Source organism: Glaciecola sp. MF2-115, assembly GCF_047250385.1.
Lineage (GTDB): Bacteria > Pseudomonadota > Gammaproteobacteria > Enterobacterales > Alteromonadaceae > Glaciecola.
The window spans coordinates 58,257-73,980 of record NZ_JBLBVM010000041.1 but is presented as its reverse complement, the minus strand read 5'-3'; the positions used below and the strand labels follow the sequence as shown (position 1 = coordinate 73,980).

The 15,724-nt window shown below is 41.4% G+C and carries 11 protein-coding genes; 9 read left to right on the top strand and 2 right to left on the bottom strand.

Annotation, left to right across the window (positions count from 1 at the left end):
- The first annotated feature begins 106 nt into the window (after positions 1-106).
- The 7 genes from ACKLNX_RS04460 to mutT all read left to right on the top strand — a co-directional run bounded on the left by ACKLNX_RS04460 (position 107) and on the right by mutT (position 8,729).
- Entirely contained in the window at positions 107-811 is a 705-nt protein-coding gene (locus tag ACKLNX_RS04460) for a cell division protein FtsQ/DivIB (RefSeq protein ID WP_411693411.1), read from the top strand.
- Between the two features lie 17 nt (positions 812-828).
- A complete protein-coding gene (gene ftsA / locus ACKLNX_RS04455) occupies positions 829-2,058 on the top strand; it encodes a cell division protein FtsA (protein WP_411693120.1) in 1,230 nt (409 codons plus the stop codon).
- A gap of 81 nt (positions 2,059-2,139) precedes the next feature.
- Entirely contained in the window at positions 2,140-3,297 is a 1,158-nt protein-coding gene (ftsZ, locus tag ACKLNX_RS04450; protein WP_412971382.1) for a cell division protein FtsZ, read from the top strand.
- Between the two features lie 150 nt (positions 3,298-3,447).
- Positions 3,448-4,362 carry a UDP-3-O-acyl-N-acetylglucosamine deacetylase gene (gene lpxC / locus ACKLNX_RS04445; RefSeq protein ID WP_411693118.1) on the top strand — a complete coding sequence of 305 codons (915 nt, stop codon included), beginning with the start codon at positions 3,448-3,450 and terminating at the stop codon, positions 4,360-4,362.
- A gap of 194 nt (positions 4,363-4,556) precedes the next feature.
- Positions 4,557-5,429, top strand: coding sequence for a M23 family metallopeptidase (locus tag ACKLNX_RS04440; RefSeq protein ID WP_412971381.1), 873 nt, complete (start codon positions 4,557-4,559; stop codon positions 5,427-5,429).
- A 159-nt stretch (positions 5,430-5,588) separates the two neighbouring features.
- The gene (gene secA / locus ACKLNX_RS04435; protein ID WP_412971380.1) at positions 5,589-8,285 is read left to right on the top strand and encodes a preprotein translocase subunit SecA; all 2,697 of its coding nucleotides are present in this window, start codon (positions 5,589-5,591) and stop codon (positions 8,283-8,285) included.
- A 54-nt stretch (positions 8,286-8,339) separates the two neighbouring features.
- Entirely contained in the window at positions 8,340-8,729 is a 390-nt protein-coding gene (gene mutT / locus ACKLNX_RS04430) for an 8-oxo-dGTP diphosphatase MutT (RefSeq protein WP_412971379.1), read from the top strand.
- Between the two features lie 39 nt (positions 8,730-8,768).
- Here mutT and ACKLNX_RS04425 read toward each other — a convergent pair whose 3' ends face one another.
- Together ACKLNX_RS04425 and ACKLNX_RS04420 are read right to left on the bottom strand one after the other, a co-directional pair.
- Positions 8,769-11,843, bottom strand: a complete 3,075-nt coding sequence (locus ACKLNX_RS04425) for an efflux RND transporter permease subunit (RefSeq protein WP_412971378.1) — start codon at positions 11,841-11,843, stop codon at positions 8,769-8,771.
- A gap of 11 nt (positions 11,844-11,854) precedes the next feature.
- Entirely contained in the window at positions 11,855-13,012 is a 1,158-nt protein-coding gene (locus ACKLNX_RS04420; RefSeq protein ID WP_412971377.1) for an efflux RND transporter periplasmic adaptor subunit, read from the bottom strand.
- A gap of 218 nt (positions 13,013-13,230) precedes the next feature.
- On the opposite strand from ACKLNX_RS04420, the gene ACKLNX_RS04415 reads away from it, so the two are divergent.
- Both ACKLNX_RS04415 and ACKLNX_RS04410 read left to right on the top strand, forming a co-directional pair.
- Positions 13,231-13,842: a TetR/AcrR family transcriptional regulator gene (locus tag ACKLNX_RS04415; protein WP_412971376.1), complete on the top strand. Its 612-nt coding sequence runs from the start codon at positions 13,231-13,233 to the stop codon at positions 13,840-13,842.
- A gap of 121 nt (positions 13,843-13,963) precedes the next feature.
- Positions 13,964-15,655: a diguanylate cyclase gene (locus ACKLNX_RS04410; protein ID WP_412971375.1), complete on the top strand. Its 1,692-nt coding sequence runs from the start codon at positions 13,964-13,966 to the stop codon at positions 15,653-15,655.
- Positions 15,656-15,724 lie beyond the last annotated feature (69 nt).

Sequence of the window (15,724 nt, the reverse complement as noted above, 5' to 3'; positions counted from 1 at the left end):
GGCAAACCTAGAAGGCGCATTAAGTGAAACTCAGTTAGAGTTAGAAGAGTTTGATGAAAACGATAGAGTTGGTGAGACAGAAGAGCCAAATCGAGTTGTTGGCTTAATTGTTTTTATATTCGTTATTGCAGGCTTTATCTACGGTGGATTGCAGGTAAAGCAGTGGCTTGAAGACGAACAGCAACTACCAGTACAAAAGATAATATTTAGTGGTGCTCGAACGGTTTTAGACGATCAACAGATGGAAGCGCTCATTAGACAAAATCAGAAAGGCAGCTTTTTTGCTTTAGATGTCAATGAAGTTTACGAGCTATTAGAGGATATGCCATGGGTTTACCGTGCTTCAGTGCGCAAGCGTTGGCCAAATAGCTTACATATTTATGTTGTTGAACAAGAGCCGGTTGCTATTTGGAATGATGACCTTTTGTTGAACACTCAAGGTGACATTTTTGACGGTGGTGATCCGAAGCAAAAATTGCCCTTGTTATTTGGCCCTGGTGGGAGTGAAAAAACGGCCTTAGCAGGCTTCAATGCAATGCAGTCATTATTGAGTACCACTGGACTCACAATAAACGAATTATTTTTGAGCGAAAGATTCGCTTGGAGAGTGGAGTTAAGCAACGGAATACGCCTAAATATAGGGCGTCAGCAGTTTATTGCTCGACTGCAAAATTTTATTGATATTTTTCCGCTCTTACAGGCACAAAATAAGGCGATTAATTACATCGATTTGCGGTATGATATAGGGCTTGCTGTAGGTTGGCAGAAAAATGATAAAAAAGAACAAGAAATTACTGAAAATAATGACTAAAATGAGTGATAAGAAACATGTCTAAAGCTATGGAAAGAGACCTTATTGTCGGTTTAGACATCGGAACCAGCGTAATCAAAGCTATTGTTGGCGAATTGCTCGACGATGACAGCATCAGTATTATTGGCGTTGGTACACACAAATCCCGCGGTATGGACAAGGGCGGTGTGAATGATTTGAACTTGGTTGTTCAGTCTGTAAGACAAGCAGTTAATGAAATGGAATTGATGGCAGACTGCAGTGTATCGTCAGTATTTATGTCAATTTCAGGGCGCCACGTTCAGTGTCAAAATGAAAGTGGAATGGTGCCGATCAATAACCAAGAAGTAACTCAGGATGATGTGGATAACGTCATTCATGCTGCGCGCTCAGTGCCAATGGCCGCAGAGCGAAAATTACTTCATGTGTTACCACAAGAATTTGTTATCGATGTGCAAGAAGGGATTAAAAACCCTATTGGTATGTCGGGTGTAAGAATGGAAGCCGCGGCACATATTATTACTTGTGCCGACGATATGGCAAAAAATTTAGTTAAGTGTATTGAAAGTTGTGATTTGAGTGTCGATCAAACCATCTTTTCAGCACTCGCATCAAGTTATGCTGTTTTAACTGATGATGAACGTGAATTGGGTGTGTGTGTTGTTGATATTGGTGGCGGTACAATGGATATCGTGATTTACACCGATGGCGCAATCCGGCACACCGCGGTTATCCCATTGGGTGGAAACCAGATCACAAGCGACATAGCAAAAATCTTCCGCACGCCAATGAGCAATGCAGAAGACATTAAGACAAATTATGCATGTGCACTGAAAGATATGGTGAGCATGGAAGAAAGCATTGAAGTGCCAAGTGTTGGTGGTAGGCCTGCGAGAGTTATGTCGCGTCACACATTGGCCGAAGTCATAGAACCTAGATATCAAGAGCTATTTGAATTGGCTTACGAACAAATCAAGGCTAGTGGCTTAGAAGAACAGATAGCTGCGGGACTCGTCATTACTGGCGGAACAGCTAAAATGGAAGGTGCCGTAGAGTTTGCCGAGGAAATATTCCAAATGCCAGTGCGGGTTGGAAAGCCTCATTCAGTCAAGGGTTTGGCTGAATATGTTGATGATGCCTGTTTTGCTACGGCAGTAGGTCTGTTACAGTATGGTAAGCAAAATTTAAATAATAAAAGAACGTCTTCAAAGAAAGGCGAAGAAAGCGTGTTAAAACGCATACAAAGCTGGTTTAAGGGCGAATTTTAGGGGCCCCTTAACCTTTAGCGCTAAAACAATTTGAAACCGAAATAATAAAAGAAATAGGTTTCAGTATACCGGAGAAGCAGAATGTTCGAACTAATGGACAGTCAAAGCGACGAAGCCGTCATTAAAGTAGTTGGCGTCGGAGGTGGCGGTGGTAACGCCGTCGAATATATGGTCAAGCAAGTGATCGAAGGCGTTGATTTTATCGCCATGAATACTGACGCTCAAGTATTGAAGACATCAAGTGCAGACATCAAACTACAAATTGGTAACGAAGTTACTAAAGGTCTAGGTGCCGGTGCAGATCCAAATGTGGGTCGCGAAGCAGCTCAAGAAGATCGTGAAAAAATCCGTCAAACGCTGGAAGGCGCTGACATGGTATTTATCACGGCTGGTATGGGCGGCGGAACAGGAACTGGTGCAGCACCTGAAGTAGCTAAAATTGCGAAAGAAATGGGCATACTGACAGTTGCAGTCGTCACTAAACCTTTTCCATTTGAAGGTAGAAAACGTTCTGATTTTGCCAATCAAGGTATCGCGGAGCTCTCAAAGCACGTCGATTCTTTGATCACGATCCCAAATGAAAAATTATTAAAAGTAATGGGCAAAGGTACACCTTTGCTACAAGCATTCAGTGCCGCGAATGATGTGCTACGTGGTGCCGTTCAAGGTATTGCTGAACTCATTACACGTCCAGGTCTGATAAACGTCGATTTCGCCGATGTGAAAACGGTGATGTCAGAAATGGGTACGGCGATGATGGGAAGCGGTGTTGGTTCTGGTGAAGATAGAGCAGAAGAAGCTGCTGAAGCTGCTATTGCTTGCCCTTTACTTGAAGACATCGATTTGTCTGGTGCTCGCGGTATTCTTGTGAATATCACCGCAGGTCTTGACTTCGCTATCGACGAATATGAAATTGTGGGTAACGCGGTTAAAGCATTTGCATCAGAGAATGCGACAGTTGTTGTTGGTACAGTCATTGACCCAGAATTAACTGATGAAGTTCGAGTAACTGTTGTGGCAACTGGTATCGGCGCTGAAAGAAAGCCTGACATCAGCTTAGTCAACGATAATGCTAGAGTGAGTGCTGTTGGCCGTGAATATAGTGCAGGTTCGAGAGAGCATAAATCTAATGGCGGTACTGATGGCAACCAAGCGCTTAAGTTAGACGATGAAGCACAACCTAGCAGCGAACTAGAATATCTCGATATCCCAGCATTTTTGAGAAAACAAGCTGACTAAACATTCGACTGCAGCTGAACTTGATTTAGTTGCAGTGGTCTGAACAGTTGGTTTTTTTAAAAAAAAGCTTGAAATATTGTAACTCATTGACATTTCGGTCGTTGGGTGATAGATTATGCGCCGTTTTTCTGTTTGGTGAACTTAAACAAAATGATTAAACAACGTACTATTAAAGAGTCTGTGAAAGAAACCGGTATCGGTTTGCACAAAGGGCGTAAAGTTACTATGACTTTGCGTCCTGCGCCTGCAAACACGGGTATCGTTTTTCGTCGCGTTGATTTGCAACCGTACGCAGACATTCAAGCCAAAGCCGATGCCGTGGGTGATACTATGTTGTGTACATGTATTACTAACGCTGACGGTCATTCCATTCATACCGTGGAGCATTTAGCTTCTGCGTTGTCAGGTCTTGGCATTGATAATATTATTGTTGAAGTAGATAGCCACGAACTTCCTATTATGGATGGTAGTGCATCTCCATTTATCTTCTTACTCCAAAGCGCCGGTGTGCAGGAGTTAGACGCCCCTAAAAAGTTCATCAAAATTACCAAAACTGTGCGCGTAGAAGACGGCGACAAGTGGGCTGAATTCAGACCGCATGATGGTTTCAAGGTCAATTTTGAAATTGATTTCGAACATCCTGCAATTGCCGCTAGTAGACAAAAAGTTGAACTAGACTTCTCAGTCGACTCTTACGTTGACGAAGTTAGCCGTGCTAGAACCTTTGGTTTCATGAAAGACTTGGAACTGATGAATTCTATGAATTTAGCGTTAGGTGGCAGCATGGATAATGCTGTTGCCCTCGACGAGTACCGAGTACTTAATCCGGAAGGACTTCGTTGTAATGACGAATTTCTGAAACATAAAATTTTGGATGCGGTTGGCGATTTATATCTAGGTGGACACAGTTTAATCGGCGAACTTGTAGCGTATAAAACGGGTCATGGTCTAAACAACAAGTTATTGAATGCCATACTTAACGATGCATCCGCATGGGAATATGTAGAGTTCGAAAATGAAGACAGTTTACCAATTCGTTATATCGAGCCATCTCTAGCTTTTTAGTGTAGCTCTTCATTCCTAAAGGCCCGCGCTGGAAAACGTCAGTTTAAACCTTCAGGTATAAGATAGAATAAGTATGTGTGCTTAGTAAATGTTTCCTTGTGCCGATAACGTAGGTAGACTAAGTACATTCAGTTTGTTTCGACGACATTTCAGCGTCAATTAAGCAAGCTAAGATTTTTTGAAATAGGGTACTGATGACTTTTACGATACTTTACAAAGGCAACAAGCGCAGATTTGTGAAGCGGATATCCGCTCGCAAGCTGTTAAGCTTTTCTGTAATTGCATCTATCGTCTTCCTTATTTCTAGCCGTTCAACCGAATCTGTATATGAAAACCATGTGCGCGTTAGTGTTGTCAAAACAGGCTTAGAACAGCAAGCAAAATTAGTGGAACAGCTTAAAACAAATACCGAACAACAGGTCGGTGGAATTGTGAATCAACTAGCTGTGCTGCAAAACCGCATCAATAAGATGGAGTTGCTCACGGCAACTATGGCTGAGAAGGCCGGTCTTAATAAAGAAGATTTTACGCTAAGTGAAGAGATGCAAACCCTCTACAGCGATGAGTCTTCAATCACAAATCAAATCAAAAAAATGTCTGAGACATTAGATTTTAAAATTCAGCAACTCACCGCCCTTGAATCTTTGATGTTAGGCCTCAATATAGAAAGAGAGAGTGAGTTAGCAGGACGTCCAGTCACTAAAGGTTGGTTGTCTTCATATTATGGTGTTCGTAAAGACCCTTTCACTGGCCGCCCTTCTATGCATAAAGGCATAGATTTCGCAGGCAAAGAAGGTGAAGAGGTTATTGCGACGGGCGCCGGTGTTGTGACTTGGTCAGGCGACAGATACGGATATGGTAAATTAGTAGAAATAGATCACGGAAACGGTTTAAGAACAAGATATGGTCACAACGCAGAGTTAACTGTCACAGTTGGCGACGTTGTTACTAAAGGTCAGAGTATCGCTTTAGTGGGTAATACTGGCCGTTCAACAGGTGCACACGTGCATTATGAAGTTCTAAAAAGCGGTCAACAAGTCGATCCTCTGCCATTCATCTATCGTTAAGAAGCTGGTTTTCAGCCTTCCTCGTTACACTCACACCTTGATTTATTAATTGTCGCTTCGCAGAGTCCTTACTTTGCCTAGCACGCCCTAGTTTATTCGCGACATAATTGTTATTATATCGCGCGTTTTATATTAGTCATTTTTGGAAAATCAAATAGCATGTTTGCAAGTATCTTTAAGAAAATATTTGGCAGTCGTAACGACCGTTTACTAAAAAAATTAAAAAAGACAGTTGTTGCTGTAAATGCATTCGAGAAAGCATTCGAAGAGCTATCCGACAATGAACTGAAAAGTAAAACAGTTGAATTCAGAGAGCGTCTTGAAAAAGGTGAAACTACTGAAGCCATTGCTGCTGAAGCTTTTGCCGTCGTTCGTGAGGCCAGCAAACGCGTATTCGGTATGCGCCACTTCGACGTTCAAATGAAAGGTGGTTTAGTTTTACATCAAGGCAAAATAGCGGAAATGCGAACGGGTGAGGGTAAAACATTAACCTCAACACTCCCGTCTTACCTAAATGCTATTTCGGGTAAAGGCGTTCACGTAATAACAGTGAATGACTACCTAGCAAAGCGTGATGCCGATTGGAGTAGACCACTTTTTGAATTTTTAGGTCTAACCGTTGGTTGTAATATCCCAGGTTTAAGTCCTGCAGAGAAACGTGCCGCTTATGAATCTGATATTACTTACGGTACAAATAACGAATTCGGTTTTGATTATCTGCGCGACAATATGGCATTCAGCCCACAAGATCGCGTCCAACGCGGGCTTCACTTTGCGGTAATTGATGAGGTCGATTCAATCCTTATCGATGAAGCAAGAACACCACTCATCATTTCAGGAGCGGCTGAAGACAGTTCAGAGCTTTATAAGAAAATTAACCTCATTATTCCTGAATTGCAGCAGCAAGATAAAGAAGATGAAGAAGATGACATCGGCGATGGTCACTACACCATTGACGAAAAAGCGAAGCAAATTCACCTGACTGAAACGGGTCAAATATTCGTTGAAGAACTTCTACACAAGTATGGCATTTTAGAAGAAGGCGAATCATTATTCGCTGCAGCTAATATTTCCCTATTACATCACGTCAATGCCGCACTTCGCGCGCACAAGTTATTTGCAAAAGACGTAGACTACATTGTTAAAGGCGACGAAATTGTAATCGTAGATGAGCATACTGGGCGTACGATGGAAGGTCGTCGTTGGTCAGAAGGTTTACACCAAGCTATCGAAGCAAAAGAAGGTGTGAATATTCAGAACGAAAACCAAACATTAGCGTCAATTACTTTCCAGAATTACTTCCGAATTTACGACAAGCTTGCAGGTATGACTGGTACAGCTGACACCGAGGCTTTCGAGTTTAATCATATTTATGGACTTGAGACGGTAGTCATCCCAACTAACAAGCCAATGGTACGTGATGATAGAGCTGATAAAATCTATCTGACAGCGGAAGAAAAGTACGATGCCATAGTCCAAGATATTATCGCTTGCGTTAAGCGCGGTCAGCCAACGTTGGTTGGTACGGTTTCCATTGAAAATTCTGAACTACTTTCAAGTGTATTGAAAAAAGCCAAAATTCCACACAAAGTGCTAAATGCTAAGTTCCATGAACAAGAAGCAGACATTGTCGCAAATGCTGGTATGCCAGGTGCAGTAACGATTGCTACCAACATGGCGGGTCGTGGAACCGATATTGTATTGGGTGGTAATTTACAATCTGAAATGGAAAAGCTTAAAAACCCAACTGCACAGCAAATAGAACATGTTAAAGCAGAATGGCAAAAACGCCATGATGCAGTTCTTGAATCTGGTGGTTTGCACATAATCGGTACTGAACGTCACGAATCACGTCGTATTGATAACCAGTTGCGTGGTCGTTCTGGTCGTCAGGGTGATGCCGGTTCTTCGCGTTTTTACTTATCCCTTGATGATGGATTAATGCGCATTTTTGCCTCTGAAAAAATGGGCAACATGATGAAGCGTCTTGGTATGGAAAAAGGCGAGTCAATTGAACATCCATGGGTATCACGCGCTATTGAAAACGCACAACGTAAAGTAGAAGGGCGTAACTTTGATATACGTAAGTCACTCTTAGAGTACGATGATGTTGCTAATGATCAACGTCGTGTTATTTATGAACAACGAAATGAATTATTAGATGAAGGCGATATTGGCTCAATGATCGCTAACATCAGAAAAGATGTTGTTTCTGGCGTCATTGATCAGTACATACCGCCACAATCACTTGACGAAATGTGGGATATCAAAGGCTTGGAAGAGCGTCTGAAGAGTGATTTTGCGATTGATCTTCCAGTTCAAGAATGGCTAGACAATGATGATAAATTATTTGAAGAAATTATCAGAGAACGTATTTACGAAGAAATCGTAAAAGCTTACGAGTTAAAAGAGAAAACTGTTGGTGCAGAAGTTATTCGTAATTTCGAAAAAGCAGTGATGTTGCAAAGTTTAGATGGTTTATGGAAAGAGCATTTGGCTGCGATGGATCACCTTCGTCAAGGTATTCATTTGCGCGGATATGCTCAGAAAAACCCTAAACAGGAATACAAGCGCGAATCGTTCGAGTTGTTCTCACAAATGCTAGAAACACTGAAAGTGGATGTTATTAGCGTATTGAGTCGCGTTCAAGTGCAACAGCAAGCTGATGTTGAGGCTGTGGAAGAGCAACGTCGTGCAGCAGAAGTTGAGAAGAACTTTGAACATGAGTCGGTAACAGAGCCAGAAGCTGAAAAACCAGCAGCGGTTCAACGTTCAGGCCCTAAAGTAGGCCGCAATGACCCTTGTCCTTGTGGTTCAGGCAAGAAGTTTAAACAATGCCATGGTAAGTTGTCTTAGGACGCTTACCGAGCCTGTTAAAGAAGACTTACTAGAAAGGTCATAATTGTTTTGATGAAACAAGTTCATGTAGCAGTAGGTGTTGTTCGTAGGAACAACACCTTTTTTATATGTAAAAGAGCAGATCACCAACATCAAGGTGGTAAATGGGAGTTTCCAGGCGGCAAGGTTGAACCTGGAGAAAGCGTTGAAGAAGCCTTGGATAGAGAACTGCATGAAGAGATTGGTATTCGTGTACTTAACTCTTCAGAACTCATCGAAATCGCTCATGAATATCCAGACAAACGTGTTCTTTTGTCGGTCCTATTCGTCAATGAGTTCAGTGCCGAGCCATTTGGGAAAGAAGGACAGCTCCATAAATGGGTCGCTTTGAATGAACTCAGAAACATCGACTTTCCTGAGGCTAACGCCGCTATTGTTGATGCGATACTGTTGAATCGCTAGCAATCAAGTTATTCGGTAGCATTTTGCATCATCCTCATTTCAAACTTTTCTAATATTAAAGAAGAAACTGTATAACACTGGCACGACGCCTAATGTTAGCAATGAACCAATAAGCAGGCCAAAAGCTAAGGCACTCGCCATGCCGAAGAATAAAGCATCTTGGCCGATTATTAATGGCAGCAAACCAAGTATCGTGGTGACAGTAGACATCACAATAGGACGCAATCGGCGCAAGCAGGCCTCTACTAATGCTTCATATTGATCGTCATTTTCCTCACGTTCGATATCAATTCTATCAATGAGCACAATTGCGTTATTAACAATTATTCCCGCCAAAGCATACAAACCTAATATGACCATAAAGCCAAAATTAGCTTGGACCGTTAGCAGGCCAACAACGGCTCCGATTAGGATAAGTGGAACGGTAAGGATGACGATACTTGCTCGGCGCAAAGAGTTAAACTGAGCGATGAGAATAAGCATGACGATAGCTAGGCAAAGCGGTAAATTAGCATTCAGCGAAGCCTGAGATTCCTTAGAGTCTTTTACCACGCCATCAAACTCTATTCTGTGAGCTGGCGGTAACTGAGCCCGAAGCTTATCAAACTCCACTTGTAAAATGGGTACCATATCCTCAGCCGTCATATACATATTTTTAGCTTCAACAGTGACAGTACGGAATAAATTCTCACGGGCAATTCTTGCATATTGCGGACTAAATACGATATCCGCGACTTGTTCCAAAGGCACATTCACATTTCTCGAAGATGAATAAACGTTAATTCCATATATGCGGCTTATGTCATATCTATCCTCAGCCTGGCCTCGAATAATAATGGGTATAAGGTCATCTCCAACTCTAAATTCTGATATTACGCGCCCAGAGAAAAACGTTTCGAGTGACTCTGCAACATCTGCCGAGCTTACACCCGCTCGCTTTGCCCGGGCTTGGTCAATCTGAACATCGACTTGTGTGATCTTGTTTTCCCAGTCATTTTTAATTTCAACTGTGCCATCCAAATTACGGAATATTTCTTGAACCTTAAGTGCTGTATTGTAGATATAGTCCTTATCCGGTCCGATTACCTGAGCATCAATTTTATTAGAGTCAGAAGGGCCTAAGAACACCTTCGTGACTCGCGCATTTATCATAGGAAAGTCGCCATTCGCAAAGTCTTCTCGTAGGCGTTTTATCGTGTCGTTTTGATAAGCTCGATCACTCAGATTCAGCATAATGAAAGCTTTGCTAGGCTCGGGGGTTATCGGCGTTAGCGACAAAACAAAGCGAGGCCCACCAAAACCACCGTAGGCGGCATAATTTTCGACATTAGGGTAACGCTCCTTATCGTCAAGAACCTTGAATAGCTTGTGTAAAACCATTTCAGTTTCAGGCATGGAAGAACCCGCGGGCAAATCCATATACACTAATATTTGAGCACGATCTGAATCAGGAAAGAATTTTACGGGAACCAGACTCATCGCTACTCCAGCGCCTATAAATAAAATGATAGTGAGCGCCATGGTAAATACACGAAATTTCAACACGAAATACAATATGGCTTTATAAACAGGAAGGATGAGATCGAAGAAGCCTGCGACTCTTGCTTGTATGCCTACTTTCTTACTATCCGCTTTGATATCTTTTATAAACACATAACATAAGAAAGGTGTGACCATTAACGATAGAAGCCACGAGGTTGCGAGAGAGTATATGATCACGATTGAGACTGAACGTGTGTATTCTCCAGAATCGCTTTCGGCCAACATTAATGGCAAGAACACTAACATTGTTGTTGCTGAGGATGTTAATAATGGGATGGCTAAGGTCTTGCCAATAGTCGTGACGATATCGCGTCGCTTTTCACCATTCTCCAAACGCTTTTTGAAGTCCTCGGCGACGACAATACCGTTGTCTACTAACAAACCTAAGGAAATGATTAAGGTTGCTAAACTCATGCGTTCTAGTGCCATACCACTGAAGTTAAGTATCGCAAGTACAATAAGAATAACGGCTGGTACTATCGCTCCAACTATTAAGCCCATCCTAAAGCCAAGGAACAATATAACGACACCTAATACGATACTGAGTGTTTGAATGACGTTAGTCGATACGCCAAGCACCGCAGCATTTACTTGGTCAGCTTGGCGAGTGATGACATTCAGATTTATACCCGCTGGCATTTGTTGTTCAAGAGTTTTAAGCATGCTTTCAAGGCGAGGGGTGTATTCAGTCACACTAAAGCGCTCGCTTTTAGCCACCGCTAACACGATAGCGCGTTCACCGTTAAAATAAGCTGTTTGAAAAGCAGGGGATTGGATGCTGCGGTAGACCCGTGCAATATCCTCTAAACGAATAGAATTGTTGGTATTAGGGAGTGTAAAAATAACTTCTTTGAGGGATTGTATGCTGGTGAAATCACCACTTGGTACAATATTAAAACTTTTGCCCTCAACGTTTACCTTACCACCTGAGCGGATCACGTTCTGCTTTTGTAGGGTTTCAATAAATTGCTCAGGCGACACACCCAGTTGAGCGGCTTTTACGTCCGATACTTCAATGACAATATTCTCTTGTTGAGCTCCAAGAATACTGACAGATTGTGTTCCATTTACGGTGTAAATCATGTCACGAGCATGTTGAGCCATATCAAACATTTCGCCCATGCGAATGCCTTTGTCAGCCTGAAGGGCAACCGTGAGTATCGCAACATCCCCAAAGTTATCATTGATAATGTGGGCTTGCGTTCCTTCTGGTAAATCACTTTTAATCTTTACCAGTTCATTTCTGACTTTGTCCCAAATTTGGTCGAGATCGAAATAACGGTCATATAAATCCACGTAAACGACTGAAGTGCCTGGCATGGAAATGGAACGAATCTCTTCAACTTCGTCAACATTGCGCACACCTTCCTCAATCGTTTTGGTAACTAGAAGCTCTATTTTTTCAGCTGGCATGCCGGGAAAGTGGGTCGTAATAACTGCTTCTCGAACTTTTATCGAGGGGTCTTCCTGAGCAGGTAGCGTAAAATAACTAATGCCACCGAACAGCATCAGTGACAAAACAACCGTCATCACAAAGCGGTTGTAACGTAAGCCAAAATCAGACAAATTCATTTCTATGCGCTCTATTGGTTATATATGATTGTTGTCGTTTCAACTACAGAGATGGCTTGATCAGGTCTAATGAAATCAAGTCCGGTTTTTACGATTCGTGAAGGCTTTGTTGTTAATGAGCTAGGCTCTTGTTTAAATCGAATAATCGCCGATTCGGGCTTTAATTCGACAATATCAATGTAGTACTTTTTCGCGATGGCATTTTGCTTATTCTCTTGTTGTGCAACAAAATACAAATACGGGCCAGAATTGTCTGTTGTGAAAGCACTGAAAGGAATTTCAAAGTATTCTTCGCCGTCAAATAGGCTACTCACCATTAATATTATCTCTGCCGACATCCCCGGATAAAAACCGCTGAAATGCTCATTGAAGGTAATGGTGATTGGAAATGCATTAGCGATTGAAGCCTGAGCACCAATTTCCGTTAAAGTCGCTGCATAAGTCTTCGAAGCACTCAGAGACGGCACTACAACATCAACTTGGTCAAGTAAGGTAACTTTGCCGATTAAGCCTTCAGGGATCGCTGCGCTCACTTCAAGGTTGGCATTCCCTTGAATACTAAGTACAGAAGTGCCAGCTTGAATTTGCTGTGAGGGTTCTACTAATCGAGCAGACACACGCCCAGAATATGGTGCAATAAGCTGCGTGTCTGAGAGGTTCTTCTTAGCAATATTCAATGCACTTTCAGCAACTTTAAACCGTTGCTTCGCGATATCATAATTTGCAGTAGAAGTGTCCAAGGCTGCTTGTGAAATTAAGCCTTGTTGTCTAAGTTTGTTGTTACGCTCATGAGTTTGCTTTGCATCAAGAAGGGCCGCATTAGCTTCACCTAATGCACTCTCACTTTTTTGCACATCTAGTGAGTAGAGCGCAGTATCAAGCTCCGCAAGCACATCACCCTTTTTAAATGCCTGGCCTAAGTCGACATGCATTTTTGAGATAACTCCACTCACTTCAAATGATACTGAAACGGCATCCGCCGCTTGAATAGTTCCCGTTAAATGCCTTTTTATACCTTCTGAGGCTTTGCTTAGAGGAGTCGTCCACACTTTTTTAGCAGGTTCACTCTTACTACTATCCATGCCATTCTTATTTTCCTCAGAACCTGAGCATGCACTTAGAGTAAAAAGGATGGTTAATGTGCTCACAACACTTTGCAAAAATTTCATTTTATTTCCAGTCAAATAGCTCAACTACTAGAGCGACTATTGAATTTTACTTTTAGTACTGTACAGTACAGTACCATATGGTTTTGTAATTGTCAGCATATTAGAATCGCATTTTTTGAACCAGTCATTGGGATATAAGAGATGCTTATTTTGGCAATTACAGGTATGGTTGAGATAACTGAACAAGATTAAAAAAACAATGGAAATGAACATTCATAATGAGTCGTAAAGATGCTGAAGGCAGAATTTTAGCCGCTGCGAGGGACCTCTTCTTAGAGTTTGGGGTTGCTTCTGTGACAACTGATAAATTGGCAAAAGCCGCCAAAACTTCCAAAATGACTTTGTATAAATACTTTGCAAGTAAAGAAGAATTGCTAGAAGCGGTGGTTGAAAAAGAAGTCGCTAAGATATACGAACCATCCAAAATGGAAGTAAATAATCAACTTGAATATCAGAAAATGCTTAAGCTGTTTTGTGTCAACTTGGTTAATATACTTTTTGATCCTCAAATAGTTAGATTTGACCAGTTAATGATTAGCCAAGCTTTATCTAGCCGCACTATGTCGCAAGATCATTATAAACGGTGTTATTTACCGGCTATAAAAGAACTAGTTCGCTTAATTACAATGGGTCAAATTAGACAGTATTTGAAAACAACTCAAGATCCAGAAGATATCGCGGACATGGTCTTGTCCTCAATCTCTGGTTTAAGCTATACAAAAGCTTTGTTTGGCTTTGATATTAGTAAAGATAAGCTTGAAGAAAAAATCGCGAATGTGTTAGATATTCTTTTCAGTGCCGATGATAATCATAAGCAATCAAAAGCCTGAAAATATGGGTTAAACATACAATTTATTAGGTAGTGATAGCTGTTAGACAAATGAGCGCGTAAGATATATTCTTATCTGAGTATTTTTCATTATGTGAGCGCTAGCCATTCGACTTTTACTTTTGTTTTTTGCCTTTTTCAGCTTTTACTCTTATGGCGATCCAATCTCATTATACAATAATGATTCTAAAGTATTCGTTAGTAATCACATTGCGCTTTTGTCTGATCCTGAAGGTAGCCTGTCGCTACAATCCGCTCTGAAAACCTACAACGAGGGAAAGTTTACTTTTAACACCAATCAAAAAGTAAGCTTTGGCTTTACCCGCGATGTCATTTGGGCATCAGTTCTAATAAAGAACCCATCTTCAGAACCCTTGAAACGGGTATTTTATCTCGATTCAGCTTGGTTAGATCGCGCAGAGTTCCATTTCATTCGACAGAGTGAAGAGACTGAATCACGTATTGTAGGGGACACTTTAGAATTTAAAGACAGAAGTCTTGCGACACGAATGCCTGCAGTCATGTATGAGTTTAAGCCAGGCAATACGCAGGTTTTAATGCGATTTGAATCCCAAGACCCATTACTTATTCCAATACATCTATGGTCTGAAGAGCAGGTACAAGAACATCTCAGTAGCGTTAACTACTTTTATGGTTTCTTGTACGGTGCATTTATTATTTTACTGGTCTATAACATTGCATTGTCTGTTAGCTTAAAAGACATGCGCTATATATTCTATACGCTTTATTTGGTCTCATTTTTAAGTTTGAATATCGCTTATACTGGGCATGGCTTTAAGTACATTTGGCCAGACAGTTTACTCGTACAGAAATGGGCAATGATTTTCTTTTTGTACTGCTATATTATTTTTGGTATCGCATTCTGTATTGAATTCTTGAAACTGAACGTATTTTTACCTGCCTTGTATCGGGTGAAAATGGGCGTTTACGTATTTCTACTTCTCCCGATGATCACATTGTTCATGTACGGTGACCAATTATTAGCAGTGATGGTCGGTGTGGCTCTTACTTCAATACTAGTTATTATTTTTCTAGGCTTAGGCGGAATAGCCTATAAACGCGGGCATGATATGGTAAAATTTTTCATTCCTGCGGCAATTATGGGAGCTGGTGGAGCGGCAATTTCAGCAGGCACTACGTGGGGAATAATTCCTTACGATGGCTTACTCTTTCATAGTATTGAGGTAGGCATGTTGTTTGAGATGTTCATACTTGCTTTAGCCCTCGCTTTCACTTTGAAAGAAGTCAATAAAGCTCGCACTATCGCTGAGATAAATGCACAAATTGATTATTTAACGCAGCTATACAATCGTCGGGCATTTACCTCGGCAGTGCAACCGCAATGGCACTTCGCGGATAGGAATCAAAAGCCCTGTTCAATTATTTTGGTAGACATAGATTGGTTTAAAAAAATAAACGACCATTTTGGTCACGCGGCAGGAGACACAGTATTAAAGAGTATTGCAAGTACACTAAAACATAAAATGAGAAAAAGTGATATTTTAGCGCGTTGGGGTGGTGAAGAATTCATCATCTTTCTGCCAAATACTGAACTTAGTGCTGCGACTAATCTTGCATCATCTATTCGCACAACAATACAAGAGACTAGTTTTGTGCATGAAGGACGTTCGTTGGCCATCACAGCTAGTCTTGGTGTTGCAGAATATAGCAAGTCGATGACTAACTTAGAGGACTTGATTAAGCAAGCGGATGTGGCGCTTTACAAAGCAAAAACTGCTGGGCGAAACAGGGTTTGTAATGTGAACGATTTTGTTGAAGCAAATTCAAAATAATTTCAATTAAAAGAATCTGGATTGAAGTTTGCCCTTTGTCATCAAAGTTACCTAGAACATCCTCGCGAG